Raw genomic sequence first — 16,614 nt, 5'->3', positions numbered from 1 at the left:
TTACATTTTAGTTTCAATCCTTTTTACGGGATATCTAAATACAAAGAAAGAACAAACAAGAACAATTACCGCCAAAATAAACAAAAATCCGCCGTCGTTCTGCACTTCTAGTCCTAAAACAAATATATGCGAAAAAACCGCGCCAAACATAGTTCCTCCAGCAAGTAATGCGCCCCAACGCGAATATTTACCTGAAATCAGCAAAATAGCCGCAATTAATTCAACAATACCCGAACCGATACGTCCGAACGGTTCAACACCAAGCTGTGTGAAAATCCAAACACTTTCAGTGGCACCCGAAAATTTGAAAAACAAAGTTTGCAATAAAATGCCAGCTGCGGCAAATCGGGCGATGTGGTAAACAATCTTACTTTTCATTACTGATTGATTTTACGCCAATTCGCATCAGCTTTGGTTTTCAAATTCTTTTCATCCTTATTCCAACTTTTTAAAGTGTTGTTGAAGTATGCATTGTAAAACAAATACAATTTCCCGTCTAAAATTTTAAACGTCTTTACATCAACCTCAACCTTTTCGCCGTTGGCACCCATGGCATACGCACACCAACCTCCGTATTGTGGCACGTATTTTTTTGCATCGGCCAAAAACAATTTTTGGTTTGCTTCCGACTTAAAATAATACGTTACTCCACGAAAAGACACTTTAAATTTAGCATCGCCTTTCTGCGGACCGCCGTTCGAGAAATACGAAACCGGATCGTAGCCTTCCAGCGCCAAGCCTTTTTCAACATTGTAATTCGAAATTTTGTCAGCGCCTTGCTGACCGTAGCTCACAGCCATTCCGGCTACCAAGCACAATAATAACATACGTAATTTCATTTTGTTAGGTTTTAAAGTTGAAGCAAAGTTGCGGCAACTCACAAAATGAAAATGTCGGTTAGCCGACACTTGCCACTAATTTCTTAAAATCAGCGTAATTGGGGAAGGTAATTTCTTTGCGGTTATACGTGATAACACCCGTATTTTCTAGCTCCGACAGCAATTGAACGGCAGTTTGCCGCGACGAACATATGATTTGAGAAATGTCGGCCTGCGTCAGAAAATTCTCTAAGGTAACCGTTGATCCCGTTTTTACGCCGTCTTTCTCCGACCAATCGTTTAAGAAGTATAACAAACGTGATTTAGCATCTTTTCGCATCAAATTTTGATAGCTATTGCGAATACGACGCATTTTAAAACCTACAAATTTGGTATAACTGAGCGCTAATTCGGGGTATTTGAGCAGTAAATTTTCAAAATCGGCTACGGTAAAGCTGCAAATGAGTACTTCGTCGGAAAGCACTTTTGCTTCTGTGGTGTAGGTCGTATCGGGTTCCAGCGTGACGGCGCCAAACAAATCGCCTCGTTCGAGCAAATCTTCAACCGATTCGTTGCCTCCTTCGTCGGTTACGGTAAGTTTTATACGTCCTTTTTTAAGTAGGAAAATCCGCGGTTCTTCGATTTCAGATAGGCGGATAATCTCGTTGTGCTTTGCTTTTTTAAAACCCGTGATGATACAGAGTTGTTTGATTTGCTCGTTTTTAAGCACTTGAAACAACTTATGGTCGCGCAGGTACCAATATTTTAGTGTATCACTCATGTGCTAAAATTACAAGTTTTGTTGAATTGCAAGAAAGAATTTTTAACAACTGTTTTTATTTTTTTGGGCGTTCCGGCGCCTCAGTACTGGGAAGATGTGTCAGGCGCCGTCGGGTCTTCCGCTTCCCCGATAGCTATCGGGGTTTTTTGCCCGACGCGGATCAAAAAACGAGATTTCCGCTGCAACCCCTAACGCGGGGAATGTGCACAAAAAGCGATCGTACGAAAAAAGTACCTTTACAATCAAAAATCGAACACAATATTCCGAAGTTGGAGATGCTGTCGGTTTTCTCGAACGCGACTTATTTACTTTTTCCACTACTAAAATCCGTGATATGATTTCAAGTTTGGGGTGATTTAAAACTAGCCTTGAAGTCGGGAGGGTTTGGGGATTAGCTTCAAAGTCGGGAGGGTTTGGGGAGAAGCCTCAAAGTCGGGAGGGTTTGCGGAGCAAGACAGGTACGGTTAGCAAACGTGCAAATCTTCACAATTGCATTTCTACTTAGTTTGCAAATTGAAAACTTTTGATATTTTTGCTTCATGAAAGTTCTAGTCAAGAAAACAATTTTATACTACTGTAAAAAATATCCATTAGCGGAAACGCCTTTACTGATTTGGTATAACGAATTTTCAAAACTTGCGATAAAGAACTTCAATGAATTGAAAGCTATTTATGGAAACGCAAGCATAATAAATAACAATCGTGTTGTTTTCAATATAAAAGGCAATGATTTTAGATTAGTAGTTTCGGTCAATTTTAGCCAAGCTGCGTGTTATGTTATTTGGTTTGGAACACATAAAGAATACGATAAAATAAATGTTGAAACCATTGATTTCGACACTTCAATTTTGACAAAAGCATTATAGATATGGGCTGGAAAGTATTAAAAACAGAAAACGATTACAACAAAGCTTCAATGCGATTAATGGAAATTTTCCACGCAGAACCGAATACACCGGAAAGCGACGAGTTGGATTTATTAATGGTTTTGGTTAAAGATTATGACGATAAGCATTACAAATTGCCAGAACTTAACGCATTAGAAGTTATCAAGTATAAAATGCAAGAAATGGGAATTAAGAACAAAGATCTTGAGCCAATAATTGGAAGTAAAGGACATGTTTCCGCAATTCTATCTGGCAAACGAGAAATAACATTAAAAATGGCCCAAAAGCTTAAAGATTACTTTAGTATTCCAGCCGAAGTATTTCTGCATAGCGTTTGATTTTTAGAGCTTCTACATGCATTTTTGCTAACATTTCCCGTGAAGACGCAGTTGCTGGAAATGGAATTGCGTACTCTCCGCTTAACAAAAACGAAGTTAAGAAAACAGATTCTTATTTGAACACGAAATCAGACAATTGCGTTTGCACGGTGTTAGCGGAGGTCACGACACAATCGCAAAGCAACGAACGTCCGAAAATGTCGTAAACACAACCCAGAGACATCAGTCGAGCCCGTTCTGCCAACAAAACACGTTTCGTCACTCAAGGCGATGTTCGTTGGCAAACAGCGAATGTTCACGAAGTTTGCACGTGTGCTTTTCGCCGCTCGACACGGACTGATACTAGACAACTTTGTCTGCATTATCAAGCGTTTTAGTCGATCAAAAAATAAAAGTGATAATCATGGATGTTAAACACGCCCTGCGGGAGCGAGTCGGGAGATTTTGAGGAGCAGGGTAGAAGAAGGGTAATGTTGATTTATGTTGTCCTTAATATTAATTATGACGCCATTTTTTGTAACTACCAAGTAGTGGAGTTAAAATTCTCTAATCCGAATGTAAGCTAAAATATTGATGGAAGTCTAAATGTTTAATTACTTACATCAACCGCGCTTTAGCAAGTGCTTTGTTAGACGAATCTTTAATTACCTTACTATAAGCATCTGTTTAAATAGTTCAATAGATGTTTCATTCAAGTCCTTGTCCATGTATATCAGTAAGCCATATGTTTTTGCACAGCTTTCAATTTCACATGTAAGCCAAGAAAAAGCAGTTAAATGGTATAGGAAGACTGATGTTAAAGTCAAGAGTAAGCTTGTTGATAATCTATATCCTCGAATTAGCCTAAATTGTATTAGAATTATTGATATAACTCCAAATAAAAAAAACATCCAAATGGAATTCCAATTTTGATTACTGTCTGAAAAGATGTTAGCGATGAAAATAGTTAAGATTATAAGAAGTATAAGTAATCCAAAATATGTATGTGAGCTAGTTTTAGGTGTTTGTAGTTTCTCTGCCAAACTAACTATAAATGTCACTAGAAAACCGATGAATGCTGAAATAGTTAGAATCCAGAGACAAAAACAGAAGGTCTGGTTCAAATTTACAAGTGTTTGTGTATATGATAAGTAGCCAGACCATTTATCAGATTCTAAAATCTTATGTTTTGAATGATAGTAAAGTTCCATAATTATTGATTTCCTTGTATCTGAAGATAACAGGTCTGTATCATTGTTTAGAATTGACATTTTATCAACTGAACCAAGGATCGATTTTATTTTATTAGGATTTAAGCTATTTTTTCCAAATATTTTATCAAAAACATCAATCTTAATTTCTTCATCTGTCTTATCGAAACCTCTTTCCGCTCCTAAGTCCGTCCAGTTTTTCTTTAGTCCTAAATGAACTATATTTTCTTGATCCATGAATGAATCGCTTACATTCGAGAACACAATTCCAAGCATAAAAGAAATTATAATTAGTGAAGAAGTAAGCGAGCCCATTTGAAAGATTTTCACGAAAACACTAATAAATTTATTTCCGTTACTGTAATCTTTAAAATACAATTTGATCTTGTCGCTAAAAGTGATCAAATAAAAGTCAATAAAAGACTGATTGGCTTTATGAAATACTGGCATTAAATAAAGTAGATACAAGAAAGCGAATGATAAAACGATACAAACTATAAACCCTTGCACAAAAATGTCCCAAGAGAGACCTTTATCAAAATAATTGAGTATAGAAATTTCCATTAGCATATTCAAATTCTATTAAGTTTACAGCTAACTACTAAAAAGAAGAATATTTACCACCTTACTCTCCAATATTTTTTACATAAAATCCCGCAAGTTGCATTCTTTTTTAAAAATCTCGCTCGATTCGTGACCTTTTATAAAAACTTTGCTTATCTAATCCTCGCTAAATTACACACTCTCCTCATCCCAAAACTACCTACTTATAGGTATTTTTCACGAATTTTAGGTAACGTATTTCCCAGCCCCGGGTGCAGCGGCAGCCCGGAGAAAAAGACGGCTACGTGAACCGTGCAGCAAACGGCGACCCAAGAAGCCGGATGCCGCGCGTGTGAACGTGCCGTATTTTTTGAGGACTATAGCGGAAGACGGGAGTAGCTGCATTAGGGAGATATTAGAGGTTAGAAGTTAGAAGTTAGAAGTTAGAAGTTAGAAGTTAGAAGTTAGAGGTTAGAGGTTAGAAGTTAGAGGTTAGAGGTTAGAAGTTAGAGGTTAGAAGTTAGAGGTTAGAGGTTAGAAGTTAGAGGTTAGAGGTTAGAGGTTAGAGGTTAGAGGATAGAAGTTAGAGGTTAGAGGTTAGACTTTGCGACGTTCACCACTTGACGTGTCGTTTTTCCTGCCCGAACCCGCTGATCGCTTTCAGCAAACAGCGAAAAGCAAAGAACTATCGACTAAAAGCTAACAGCTGACAGCTAATCGCTAAAAAACTAAAACTGCCGCGTGCTCAGTAACACCAATGTACAAGCTACTTCGCTGCTGATCTGGGATTCGGATAAAATCTGGTAAAACTCCGGATTTTCGGTGCCGGGATTGAAGATGACACGTCGCGGGTGCAAACTCAAAATGTAGTCGTAATACGCTTTTTGGCGCTCGGGATTCAAATATAAGGTTACCGTGTCGATATCGTCGAAATCTTCGGTGGTGGCGTGTATCGGAACGTCGGCAACAACGCCGGGCTTCTGCCCTATCGCAACCACGGCAATATTGTTCTTTCGCAACTGCTGAATTGCCAAATACGCATACCGATCCGGATTGGTACTGGCACCCAAAACCAATGTTTTAGCTGACATCTTTTTTTATTTAAAAGTACGAATACCTGTCCTAAAAACAAAAGAGACCGGACGCAAACCGATCTCTTTAGACAAACAAACAAAACAAACAAACCAATTTAATGACTCTTATACATACGCGGATTCCACAACAAGGGTTTCCAAATGCGGTAACTTTCGGCAATTAAAATCAGATTAATCAGCAATAAACCAAGTGTTTGCAATAATTCTCCCAGTTCATCTGGTTCTAAAAAGTTGTGAAATAAGAAGATGTTAAGCGTTAACGGAAGCGCAACGAAAGCACCAACGCGTGCAAACACCTGCGAAATCAGTAAAATTCCTGCCAACAACTCGGCTATGCCCAAAAACTCCCAGAAAAATCCAGACTGGCGCATGCCAAAAATGTAGTTTTTAATCTTCAGTATTTCAACCGTCGGCGCCACTTCCTGACCCGATTTTACCGTATCGATAATTTCTGTCGGCGGCGGCGTTGGCTTTTCAAATTTCTTGATGCCGCCGTAAAACATCCCAATATCAAATTCAATGCAATAAATAAATAGCGTTTCATATAGTTGCGTTTAAGTTAGGTTAGTTTAATTTTTGATATTCGAAACTCGGATTTCCACGCTCGCCTTGCGCATTCACTAACGAAATGAAACGCAGTTTGTATATGTTACCGGCTGTGTCTTTTAAAATGTAAAAACGATCGTCGCGCGCGCTTGGTAAACTTGTAGGTCCGCCGCCGTTTCTCCACGACGATCCGATAACACGCTGGTCGGCTGCTGCCGTTGTCTCAAAATTAGCTGTGTTTACATTCGCTAAACTGTAATTCGCGTACAGCACGCCTTCGCTGTTCAATACTTGGTAAATGCGTGTTCCGCCCAAGGCATTGCTCACAATAAAATCTTGAAACGCATACGATACCGTTCCGGTTCCAAAATTGGTGTAGTTGGTAAACGGCGTAAACTGTAAATCCCATTTGTTTTTTTCTGGTTGGGCTACCACCGTATTTCCTGTCGTTAAATTCACGTAAGTAAAATGATAATCGGCATTTTTAGCTACCAAAACCTCGCTAAATGTGGTTGCTTCTGGCGCTGCATATTGAATTTTGTATCCATTTCCGTTTCTAAGCACGCGAATTTTTAACCAGCCGCGCGAATTTCCATAAGCATTTACACTACCCACACCTGGCGCGGCCGTTGCCACATCAAAACCGCGGTTAATGAGATATACTTTGTTGTCGGCATCGTTGGCTGCTACTTCAGCAATAGCGGTTTGGGCTAAATTTCCGCTCGGATCGTCAACATATGCTGGATTTCCATTTACAACTCCGGTTCCACCACCCTCGCCCACTGCAACCGACGGGTCTATTTCCTGTGGAATCGTCATATCGTTAACTGCCAATTGTTTCGCAGCCATTTTTAACGCACCGTTTAAAACGACACGAAACTCCGATCCGCTGTAAAATCCAAGATCAAATGAAGCGCGCGGCACTTGCAATTCGGCTCCCGAACTTAAATCTACATAAACGATATTCGGAACGTTGGGGCCGCCCACAGCTGGTGCTTTTGTAAGTTGTGTTACGGGAACTTCATTGAAATTAGCCACTAGCGAAGCCGCTTCGGGAGCCACAGTAACGTTTACATCGGAACTTCCCGTCAACTGGAATGCAACCGATTTTGCCTGACCTTCGATGGCCTGCGTTAGTCGCGTGATTTGAAAACTGACGGTTGTTGCTCCTACTTCGTACGGAATTTCGAGATTGTTTGCCGATGTTGGCGCGATGGATAAATTAAAATCGGTACCTAAAACAGCGTTTGTCCCCGTAAATGTTAGCTCTAGAACACCCGATTTAGCCGCAGCTGTTTCAAAATTGAGGACGATATCGGTGCTGCTTTCGACCAAGTTAAGCTGTGCACTTGAAAAACCGACGGAGTTTTGCGCGGCCGAATCGTTATCTTTTTCGCAGGAAGTAAAAACCAGCAAGAAAAGTGTCAGAAAACTAAATACATGTTTCATAATCAAATAATTATATATTAAAGAGATAGGATAATTTTAAAAAGTAAGATCTTCCGTAACCTAAAAGCACACCGCTTCCGGAACTGTGAACGCCGCCGGCATTTGGATTTGATTGATTGATGCTGCCCACATCGAGCACGTTTCGGGCACCGAAGCCAAGCGACAAGCCCGACTTAAAATTCTTGGTAAACGTGGTATCTAGCCAACCAAAATCGGATAGCGTTGCCAAATCGTAGGTAGCTTCGCCGGCATCGTTTGTTGTGGCTTGAAATTGCTGCTGGCGTCCGGTGTATTTATAAAAAACGGCAAAGGTGCTGTTGATTTTCTTGAATTGATACGTCGCCGAAAAATTGGCAAGCAGGGAATACAGAAATTTATCCGACGAAATTGCCTCGCCGTTTTGCAATTCTTGGGAAATACCAATAAGGGAAAGTCCGGCTTGCATTTGTAAATCTTGCCATTGTATTGAATTTGTAATGGAGAAATTCTGCATCTGATATTTGCTGATGTTGATGTACTGCGACTTCACCATCGGCGCAGTTTCTACCAACGCCATACTAATGCGATCGTTCACAAAGAGGAATTGCGTTTGAATACCCGATTGTATGGATACATTTCCGAGTTTGTAACGCGTTTGATACCCCAAATCGGCTGCATGACTGGTTTCGGGGAGCAGATTTTGATTGCCGACGAAAAAATGTCCGGAGAAGATAATCTGAGAATAGAGTTCTTCGAAATTTGGTGTTCGGTACGATCGTCCGTAGCCGAAACGCAGCTCACTACGCGAATGTAAACGCACTTTAAATTGTGCCGAAGTGGCTATTTGATTGTCGAAACGATCTTGAAACGAATAGCGAAAACCGGTTCGGATTTGGAGTTTTGGAGTGAGATCGGATTCGGCAGACCAGAACAAATCGGCATTTGAAATTGATTTTTCCACAACTTGTTCCAAATTGTTTTCGGCACTTACGAGCGAAAATCCGAGATTTCGAACGGCTTCGTATCCAAATTGGTGCTCGATACGCGTTCCGGTTCGGATTTTACTAAGCGTTCCGGTGCTGTACCACAAATCGGAACCTTGATCTTTACGCTTTTGCAGCGATTGTTCCGTATCGGTGTTGTGATTGTATTGAAAATTAGTGCGGTCGCGTCGTTGATTTTGGTATGAAAACGATACGGCAAGCGGATACGTTTGCGAAATCTTGCTATCTATCTGAAAAACATGGGATTGCCGCTGTGTTTTATACCGACTGTCGGCCGAGAACAAGGTAGGTTCAAACGGCGGATTGTTCACTGCAAATACAACACGATTATACACATCGAGCGATTCCCATAGATAATCCAGTTTGTAGGTTAATTTCAGTTGATTAAACGAATAATTCAGATACGAATTTGCGCTGTATTGGGCTTTTGGCAACCATTCGTAGCCGCGTAAACCATCGTTAGTTGTATAGTTTTTTCCTTGAAAACGATTCAAAAAACCAGTGAAGATATTTCGATTGAGCGCCGCAGCAGCCGACCACCGATTGCTAAAAGTGTGATTAAGTGCGTATCGCTGTACGTGTCGACCTCTATGCATCCACGCATATTCTTTGCCAACAGTTTCTTCCTGTAAACTAAGTTCGGCCGTTGTTCCGGATTTTGCTGCCTTTTTTGTGATTAGGTTGAGAATTCCGCTCACCGCATTCGCTCCGTGCGTAACACCCATGGAGCCTTCAACAATTTCGATACGCTCAATTAAATCGAGATTGATTTGCGTTAAATCGATGTTATTGCCCAGACCATTCTCCGAAACCAGCGGAACATTATCGACGAGAATTTTAAAATACTGTCCGTCTAAACCAAATAACGACACTGTGGAGCGACCGCTGGTGTTGGAAGGCGTCACGGTGATATTTAGATACTGATTGAGCACATCGGCTAGGGTAACGGCTGCTAGCGCATCGATTTGCTCGCGACTAATTGTTTTGACATTGAAAACCGACTTTCGGATGCTTCGCGGCGAAAATTGTCCGGTTACAATTACTTCTTCCATGGGTACGGCTGTGGTGTCGCTTTGCGCGAAGACACTGGCTGCTGTCCAAAACAAAAACAATCCGAAATACTTCATTGTCTAGATTCGTTCTAAATAATTTTCGGCAAATATATCTTTATTTTTATTTATTCTAAATAGAAATAGTATTTTTGGCAAAAATTAATCCTACACCTTATGAGAAAACAAAATCTAATTACTGCGATTCTAGTACTTGTATTTGCTGTTGGTTTCGGACAGTCGAAAAGAGAAAAAGACCAGACTGCGATTAAGAAAATGTGTGGTTGCTATGAAGTGACATTCAATTTTGCGGAAACGTTCAGTTACAGTAAAGACTCGCTGTACAAGCCTTCAAAAACAAAATACGACTATGGTTTGGAGTGGGTTGAATTACTTGAAGACAAACCGGGAAAAGTGGTCATGCAGCATTTACTTATTGTGAGTGATACTGCGATTGTAAAGCATTGGCGCCAGGACTGGTTGTTTGAAAACACCGATTCGTATCAGTTTTTCAAAGACAATACGTGGAAATTTAGCCAATTGAAAAAATCGGATGTCGCTGGAAAGTGGACGCAAAATGTGTATCAGGTAGATGACAGTCCGCGTTACTCCGGCACGGCCACTTGGGTGCATATCGACGGGAAATCGTATTGGAAAAACACCACAGATGCTCCGCTGCCGCGCCGAGAATTCACCGTTCGTAACGACTATAACGTACTTAAACGAACAAATGCTCACGAGATTACGAACTACGGTTGGTTACACGAACAGGACAATGAAAAATTAATTCGCGACGACAAAGGAACCGATGTTTTATTAGCGCGCGAAAAAGGACTTGATTTCTACAAAAAAGTAGACGACAGCAAGTGTTTAGCCGCACAAAACTGGTGGAAAGCCAACAAACAATTATGGGCACAAATCAATAAGAAATGGAATGAAGTTTACAATCGCAAGAAAGATCTACACATTGAGAAAACCGTAAACAAGCAGCCGATGTTTATGCCTTTATTTGAATTAAAGCCACAAGCGAGCACGGCAGAAATTAACTCGATTTTTTCGCAATACATAAAAAGCTAGTAAAAATTAGCTGCTCAAATCGATTCTATTTTCAGTTAGAAATCGAAAATAGCTGATCCGTAACGATGAATGACCTTGTTCACTTCGCTACGGATCTGCTTTCTGATTTTAGTTATCGAATTAGAATGACTAGCTGTTTTTCTTTATTAGACAGATATTTCAAAAAATAAACAAATTCTAAAATTTTAAGGAATTCTCTTAGCAATTACGCAACGAAAAAACACTTATACTCCGATAAAATCAATTATTTCGCCTCTAAAATTTGTAACATATTTACAAAAAGCATAGTTTCGCCGCCTAATTCAAAGCCAAGGAGTGACTTCCCAACCTCCATAAAATCACATCATGAAAAAACTACTCTACTTTTTCGCCCTAGTTACCGTTGGAGCATGGGCACAAACGCCAAAAGCGACAAATAAACTTTTTGGTGTCGACATTAATCCGACCAACACGCCTACCGCAACTGGAAAAATTCGTTGCGCGTCAACCGAATACGAAACATCGTTACAGCAAAAGTACAGCACTCGCGCTACGGAGGAAGCCTTTGAAAATTGGATGAGCGCCAAAATTCGCGAACGTCAGGCTACAGGAAATCGCTCTGCTCAGAGCACGAATACTGTTTACACTATTCCGGTTGTAGTGCATGTGATTCATAACGGCGATGCTTACGGAACCGGCGAAAACATTACCGACGAGCAAGTACTTTCTCAAATTCAAGTTCTAAATCAGGATTTTAGAAGAATGCTAAACACTCCAGGATACAACACGAATGCGGTTGGCGCCGATACTGAAATTGAATTCTGTTTAGCTCAAACCGATCCAGATGGAAACGAAACAACAGGTATTCACCGAGTTAATTTGGGAACGGCTTCTTGGGGTGAAAACGCCATTGAAACAACAATGAAACCTCAAACACAATGGAATCCTGATTTGTATTTCAATATTTGGGTTTGTCGTTTTGGTGGCGACTTATTTGGCGTTTTAGGTTACGCACAATTTCCCGACAATTCAACCTTAGGTGGATTAGACACCATTGGTGGTGAAGCCGATACCGATGGCGTTGTGATCGGTTATCAGTATTTTGGATCTCAAGACATTTATCCAGAAGGAACCTATGACAGTGAATTCTTTAACGGAAGAACTTCAACACACGAAATTGGCCACTGTTTTGGCTTGCGTCATATTTGGGGAGATACTTCAAGTTGTACCGTCAACGCAACCGATTCGCTAAAAGACTATTGCCCAGACACGCCGGCGGCATCTACAGCAACAAGCGGCTGCCCGGTCGGTAAAAATTCCTGTCCAAATGCTCCCGGAAACGACATGATTGAAAACTACATGGATTACACCGACGATGGTTGCATGAATATCTTCACACAAGACCAAAAAGAGCGTATGCTCGTAGTACTTGAAAACTCTCCCCGTCGTTCAAGCTTGCGAACCTCAACTGTTTGTCAAGCGCCTCAAGGCTTTGAAATTGATGGATCATTGAATTTCAATGCCCCGACAGATACGTGTACATCTGCACCTACATTAAGTCTAACGCTTCAAAACAAAGGCACACAAACCATAAATTCAGCGGTAATCGAATATGCAGTAGATGGTGTTACGCAACCTAACGTTACTTATAACGGAAACCTTACCACAACACAAACTGCACAAATCCAGTTACCAACGTCTGCCTTCACTTCAGGTACACATACCGTTACTTTTAACATTAGCAGCATCAATCAAACTGCCGATCAGAACAGCAACAACGACAATAAGTCGGGTAGCTTTACTATTCCCGAATTCTATAATACTACAGCTGTAACCATCAAAATTCAGCGTGATGAATTTGGTTCAGAAACGGCTTGGTCACTTGTAAATGATGCTGGACAAACGCTTGCATCGGGTGGAAACTATAGTGACACTAACTCTTTACCAGCTTTAATCACGCAAACAGTTAATGTTCCTGCAAACACTTGCTACACATTCACAATAACCGATGCATTCGGGGACGGAATTTGCTGCGATTACGGAGATGGCTTTTACGAAATCTCTACTGCCGATAACCAAATTATCTTCGCAGGCAGTACGTTCGAATCATCGGCAAGCTACTCATTTGGCGTAGGTGCACTTAGCACAAGTGATTTTACAAAAACAACTGTGAAACTTTATCCGAATCCTGCCTCAGATATTTTATATCTTGAAAATCCATCGGGAACAGCCATTGAAAATGTGACTGTTTACAATACTTTAGGTCAAGAAGTTCGCTATTTGAAAAATCAATCAGCTTCGAAAGTTGCCATCTCAGTAGCTAATCTACCTGTAGGTATGTACATCATTCAATTTACTACCGAAGGCGTTACTCAAACGGCTAAATTTGCTCGAAAGTAAGATCTAGAAAATAGTTTTAAATAAAAAAAGGCGGTAACATTCAACAGTTAACGCCTTTTTCATTTCGTTCCTCCATTTTATTTCTTCGGTAGAAAAACCTCAGCCATCATGCAGCGCGCACTTCCGCCGCCACAAGCTTCGATCGTATCTAAACTTGAAGACAAAATTTCGCCGTACTTTTCTAAAATCTGAATCTGAGCGGGTCGCAACGATTTTCGTGCAGCTTCGCTCATAACAATGTATCGTTTGCTGTCGGCTGTAGTTACTTCAAGCATATTTCCCGCAAAATTATTTACCTGATCTTCCGAAATTAAAATAACTTCTTTGCCCGAATTTCGAAGCTGTTCTAGAACGTGCTTTCGTTCTTGTTTGTCGTCAATGCAATCGGCGCAAAGAACGGCAAAATCAGTACCTAAACACATTACTACATTGGTGTGGTAAATCTGCTTTCGCATACCATCAACTGTTTGAAACGCCTCGAAAATTACCGGTGCATAGTCGAAATCTTCGCAAAATTCAATGAACAACTCCTCGTCGGCACGTGGAGATAAGGCACAATAGGCAATTTTATTGACCCGATCGAGCAGCAAACTACCGGTTCCTTCTAAAAAAAAGTTATCTTCTTCCGCAGCTGTGTAATCCATAATTTCCTCGATTACATAACCTGCATTTTCGATGTCATCTAGAATATCTTCTCTGCGTTCCAAGCGCCGATTTTCAGCAAACATCGGATACAAAACGACATCGCCGTTATCGTGAAAAGAAACCCAATTATTTGGAAAAATCGAATCGGGCGTATCTGGTTCTACAGTATCCTTTACAACTATGACGCGTATTCCTGCCGCTTCCAACTTACTCACAAAAGCATCAAATTCTTGTTGCGCTTTCGCATTTACCGTTGCCGGCAGCAAACCATCGATTACTTTTTGGTAGTAATTATTTACGGCAGTTTGTTCATTCATTCGAAACGCCACTGGGCGAATCATTAATAAAGTATCGGTTGATTGTCTCATTTTAAATTTTTTATTTTTTGGGCAATCCCCTCCTCCGTTCCTCCGTCGGGTCGGGCTATTCGTTCCAAGTCCTCGCCCCGAAAGCTTTCGGGGCTGTGGGCTTTCCACTTCTATCCCTATTGCGGCATCCGTAACAAGGGCAATGTGCTACATCTAAGTAATCCTTCTTGTTTTGCTATTTCTGCGTACGGTATTTCCTCTACGGTAAAACCTTGCGAGCGTAACCAAGTATTAAGTCTAGTAAAATTACGCTCCGAAACCACCACATCTGGCGCTATCGAAAATATATTGGAATTCATATTGTACATCTCGTCTCGGGTGATATGAAACAAATTTTCCATACCAAACAAATTCACCAAATACATATAATCCGACTCTTCACGAAAGCCGCTTTTATAAATGATGCCTTTGTTTTTTCCAACGGGCTGAAAACAGCAATCTAAGTGCAACGCATTATCGCGAGCTTCGATTTTTGACTTTACGAGATCGAATTCTTTGACAATTTTATTCGGAAACAAATCTCTGATATACTGCACTCCTTCCATATTGGTTCGAGCAGTGATGTAATTTTTGTAATCACTTCCCTTGTACGTTCCAATAAAAATATGGTCGTTCCACAACATAACATCGCCTCCTTCGATATGTACATTTTCGGGCGGGCGAACTACTTTTGCCGGGTTCATACGGTCAATAACGTACTGTATCGCATCGAGTTCACGTTCACGATCAGGTAAGATATTGGCTTTAATGAAAGTGTCTTCAATCACAAAACCTATATCTCTGGAAAAAATCTGATTGTAATTTTCGATTAATTCAGGTCGATACACTTTTACGTGGTACTTCTCGAAAACTGCTGCAAAAGCGTCCATTTCGCGAACCATATCTTCTTCAACCGGATAAGTTCCTGCTAAAATATGTTCAAGCGATTTTGGATCATAGGCCTCTTCAGCCGTAGGTGTTGGCCCATTGTTTTGTGCCGTTCCGAGAACCACCTCTTTAAGTAATGAAGTCTCGTCGGAAATATGTAATGAAAGCATAAAAAGCAATTATGCGGCAAAGATAATCATATTAGTTTGCCGCATAGTTAAGTTTTCGAAAACGATTTCGAACTCCTTCTACTCTTTTGAAAGCTTTTTAATTACGCGTCCGTTTGAAGTTTCGACCACTGCCAAATACATACCGTTGCTAAGCTGCGACATATCGATTTGGGCTGAGTTACTGCTAAAATCTTGCTCAAGAACTACACGCCCGTTCAAATCTAAAATCTTCACCACAGCTTTCTCCGCTTCAATTAAATTGACTGTTAGCACATTTCGTACTGGATTCGGAAATACTTGTACATTTTTGGAGCTAGTACCGTCAACCGATAAGGGTGACGAAACGTTTATGCTGCTGCGATAAGGTTTTGCATTTACTTTGGTCAATGTAATCTTAATTGGATCATTACTGGCAAGATTAGGTATTTCTAGCGTTGCGGCGCCCTCAGCAATTACAGCAGTTGCAAATTGAATATTGTTTTGAGTTAAAAAGACACGTGCACCATTGCTTGATGAGTTAACAGTAATCGTTTGTCCGCTTTGGCTAACTTCTGCTGGGTGTGTTGCCGCAAGTTCATCAAAGCTTGTGCTTCTAAATACCACTGTAGGATCGCCAAACATAATCCAGGTTTGCATCACCTCGATTGCAGTTGGACTGTTTCCGTAAGTTTCTAGCATGCTAAGTTGCCCATTAAAAAACAAACCTCCTAAGGTGGTTGCAGTACTTGTAGGGTTAGCTCTAGTAATTAGTGCAGCGATTTCATCTTGAGTTTGCATCGGTTCTGCCCAAGCCATAAGAATAGAAGACCCACATGCTGCAATTGCTCCTGTTGGATTCAATCCTTGGCTCGCAGTAAGAAACGATTCACATAATGCAGTTCCTCCCACAAATGTTCCGTTGTTACACGCAACTGAAACTACAAACGGAAATTTACCGGTATTGTTTAGTTGATTAACGTCGGCATTGGTATAACTACCGGTCGACATTATTTGCGTAGCACCGTGCCCAGTGTAATTAATTAGACCTACCCCTTCATCGATGGCAGCTGAAATCATTTCCGGAGTAGGATCGCCCCATTCATCGTTGCCTTCTTGATAATCTTGATAAAACTCGTAAATGGTATTGTATCCAAACTCCAATAATTGATCTCCAATTCCGCGTAAGTGTTCAAAATCTGCTTCACCTTCATCGCCGTAACCAGAACCTTCATTGGAGGCAATTCCTATGGCATTTGTCATCCACGTTCCTGCTAATGGTGTGGTCTCATAATTGAGAATTTTTTGAATGATGCGCGGCATTTGCTGTGTGGTTCCCGATAATCGGCCAACGAGCAATTCCGGGTAAAAATCCTCTTCTGTTAACTGTCCGTAATATGAATCGCTGTAAAACTGCTCGTCGGCACCACTGGTCCCGTACGAATACGTCGGTA

15 protein-coding genes are annotated in these 16,614 nt (G+C 40.7%); 4 read left to right on the top strand and 11 right to left on the bottom strand.

Annotated features, from left to right (window positions below):
* Genes ACOVQQ_RS12830 through ACOVQQ_RS12820 form a run of 3 tightly spaced genes read right to left on the bottom strand, consistent with a single transcriptional unit; the run spans nucleotide 1 to nucleotide 1,599 of the window.
* Nucleotides 1-378 carry a DoxX family protein gene (locus ACOVQQ_RS12830; protein WP_421818542.1) on the bottom strand — a complete coding sequence of 126 codons (378 nt, stop codon included), beginning with the start codon at nucleotides 376-378 and terminating at the stop codon, nucleotides 1-3.
* Nucleotides 378-839 (bottom strand): YHS domain-containing (seleno)protein, encoded by a 462-nt coding sequence (locus ACOVQQ_RS12825; protein ID WP_421818541.1) that lies wholly within the window; start codon nucleotides 837-839, stop codon nucleotides 378-380. The genes ACOVQQ_RS12830 and ACOVQQ_RS12825 overlap by 1 nt, the downstream gene beginning before the upstream one ends.
* A gap of 58 nt (nucleotides 840-897) precedes the next feature.
* Nucleotides 898-1,599 carry a Crp/Fnr family transcriptional regulator gene (locus tag ACOVQQ_RS12820; protein ID WP_421818540.1) on the bottom strand — a complete coding sequence of 234 codons (702 nt, stop codon included), beginning with the start codon at nucleotides 1,597-1,599 and terminating at the stop codon, nucleotides 898-900.
* Between the two features lie 539 nt (nucleotides 1,600-2,138).
* Here ACOVQQ_RS12820 and ACOVQQ_RS12815 point away from each other — a divergent pair.
* Together ACOVQQ_RS12815 and ACOVQQ_RS12810 are read left to right on the top strand one after the other, a co-directional pair.
* Complete coding sequence (locus ACOVQQ_RS12815) at nucleotides 2,139-2,465, top strand: type II toxin-antitoxin system HigB family toxin (RefSeq protein ID WP_421818539.1); 327 nt, start codon at nucleotides 2,139-2,141, stop codon at nucleotides 2,463-2,465.
* 2 nt (nucleotides 2,466-2,467) lie between these two features.
* Nucleotides 2,468-2,824, top strand: coding sequence for a helix-turn-helix domain-containing protein (locus ACOVQQ_RS12810; RefSeq protein WP_421818538.1), 357 nt, complete (start codon nucleotides 2,468-2,470; stop codon nucleotides 2,822-2,824).
* 644 nt (nucleotides 2,825-3,468) lie between these two features.
* Here the strand turns inward: ACOVQQ_RS12810 and ACOVQQ_RS12805 are convergent.
* The 5 genes from ACOVQQ_RS12805 to ACOVQQ_RS12785 all read right to left on the bottom strand — a co-directional run bounded on the left by ACOVQQ_RS12805 (nucleotide 3,469) and on the right by ACOVQQ_RS12785 (nucleotide 9,756).
* Nucleotides 3,469-4,578: a hypothetical protein gene (locus tag ACOVQQ_RS12805; protein ID WP_421818537.1), complete on the bottom strand. Its 1,110-nt coding sequence runs from the start codon at nucleotides 4,576-4,578 to the stop codon at nucleotides 3,469-3,471.
* A gap of 707 nt (nucleotides 4,579-5,285) precedes the next feature.
* The gene (locus tag ACOVQQ_RS12800) at nucleotides 5,286-5,648 is read right to left on the bottom strand and encodes a CoA-binding protein (protein WP_421818536.1); all 363 of its coding nucleotides are present in this window, start codon (nucleotides 5,646-5,648) and stop codon (nucleotides 5,286-5,288) included.
* Between the two features lie 98 nt (nucleotides 5,649-5,746).
* Nucleotides 5,747-6,154, bottom strand: a complete 408-nt coding sequence (locus ACOVQQ_RS12795) for a DoxX family protein (protein WP_421818535.1) — start codon at nucleotides 6,152-6,154, stop codon at nucleotides 5,747-5,749.
* Between the two features lie 61 nt (nucleotides 6,155-6,215).
* On the bottom strand, nucleotides 6,216-7,646 hold the full coding sequence (locus ACOVQQ_RS12790) for an HmuY family protein (protein WP_421818534.1): 1,431 nt from the start codon (nucleotides 7,644-7,646) through the stop codon (nucleotides 6,216-6,218).
* A gap of 10 nt (nucleotides 7,647-7,656) precedes the next feature.
* The gene (locus ACOVQQ_RS12785) at nucleotides 7,657-9,756 is read right to left on the bottom strand and encodes a TonB-dependent receptor plug domain-containing protein (protein WP_421818533.1); all 2,100 of its coding nucleotides are present in this window, start codon (nucleotides 9,754-9,756) and stop codon (nucleotides 7,657-7,659) included.
* 99 nt (nucleotides 9,757-9,855) lie between these two features.
* On the opposite strand from ACOVQQ_RS12785, the gene ACOVQQ_RS12780 reads away from it, so the two are divergent.
* Both ACOVQQ_RS12780 and ACOVQQ_RS12775 read left to right on the top strand, forming a co-directional pair.
* Entirely contained in the window at nucleotides 9,856-10,755 is a 900-nt protein-coding gene (locus tag ACOVQQ_RS12780; protein WP_421818532.1) for a DUF6607 family protein, read from the top strand.
* Between the two features lie 345 nt (nucleotides 10,756-11,100).
* Complete coding sequence (locus ACOVQQ_RS12775) at nucleotides 11,101-13,134, top strand: T9SS type A sorting domain-containing protein (protein WP_421818531.1); 2,034 nt, start codon at nucleotides 11,101-11,103, stop codon at nucleotides 13,132-13,134.
* Nucleotides 13,135-13,211: 77 nt separating this feature from the next.
* On the opposite strand, the gene ctlX is transcribed toward ACOVQQ_RS12775, so the two are convergent.
* The 3 genes from ctlX to ACOVQQ_RS12760 form a co-directional block, all read right to left on the bottom strand.
* Nucleotides 13,212-14,147 carry a citrulline utilization hydrolase CtlX gene (gene ctlX, locus ACOVQQ_RS12770; RefSeq protein WP_421818530.1) on the bottom strand — a complete coding sequence of 312 codons (936 nt, stop codon included), beginning with the start codon at nucleotides 14,145-14,147 and terminating at the stop codon, nucleotides 13,212-13,214.
* Nucleotides 14,148-14,263: 116 nt separating this feature from the next.
* Complete coding sequence (locus ACOVQQ_RS12765) at nucleotides 14,264-15,184, bottom strand: dimethylarginine dimethylaminohydrolase family protein (protein ID WP_421818529.1); 921 nt, start codon at nucleotides 15,182-15,184, stop codon at nucleotides 14,264-14,266.
* A 78-nt stretch (nucleotides 15,185-15,262) separates the two neighbouring features.
* A partial coding sequence (locus ACOVQQ_RS12760) for a C25 family cysteine peptidase (RefSeq protein WP_421818528.1) occupies nucleotides 15,263-16,614 on the bottom strand: 1,352 nt, incomplete at its 5' end.

The organism is Flavobacterium sp. (genome assembly GCF_049240005.1).
Lineage (GTDB): Bacteria > Bacteroidota > Bacteroidia > Flavobacteriales > Flavobacteriaceae > Flavobacterium.
Note: the sequence above shows the minus strand (reverse complement) of the source record. Positions and strands in the feature narration are given on the sequence as shown.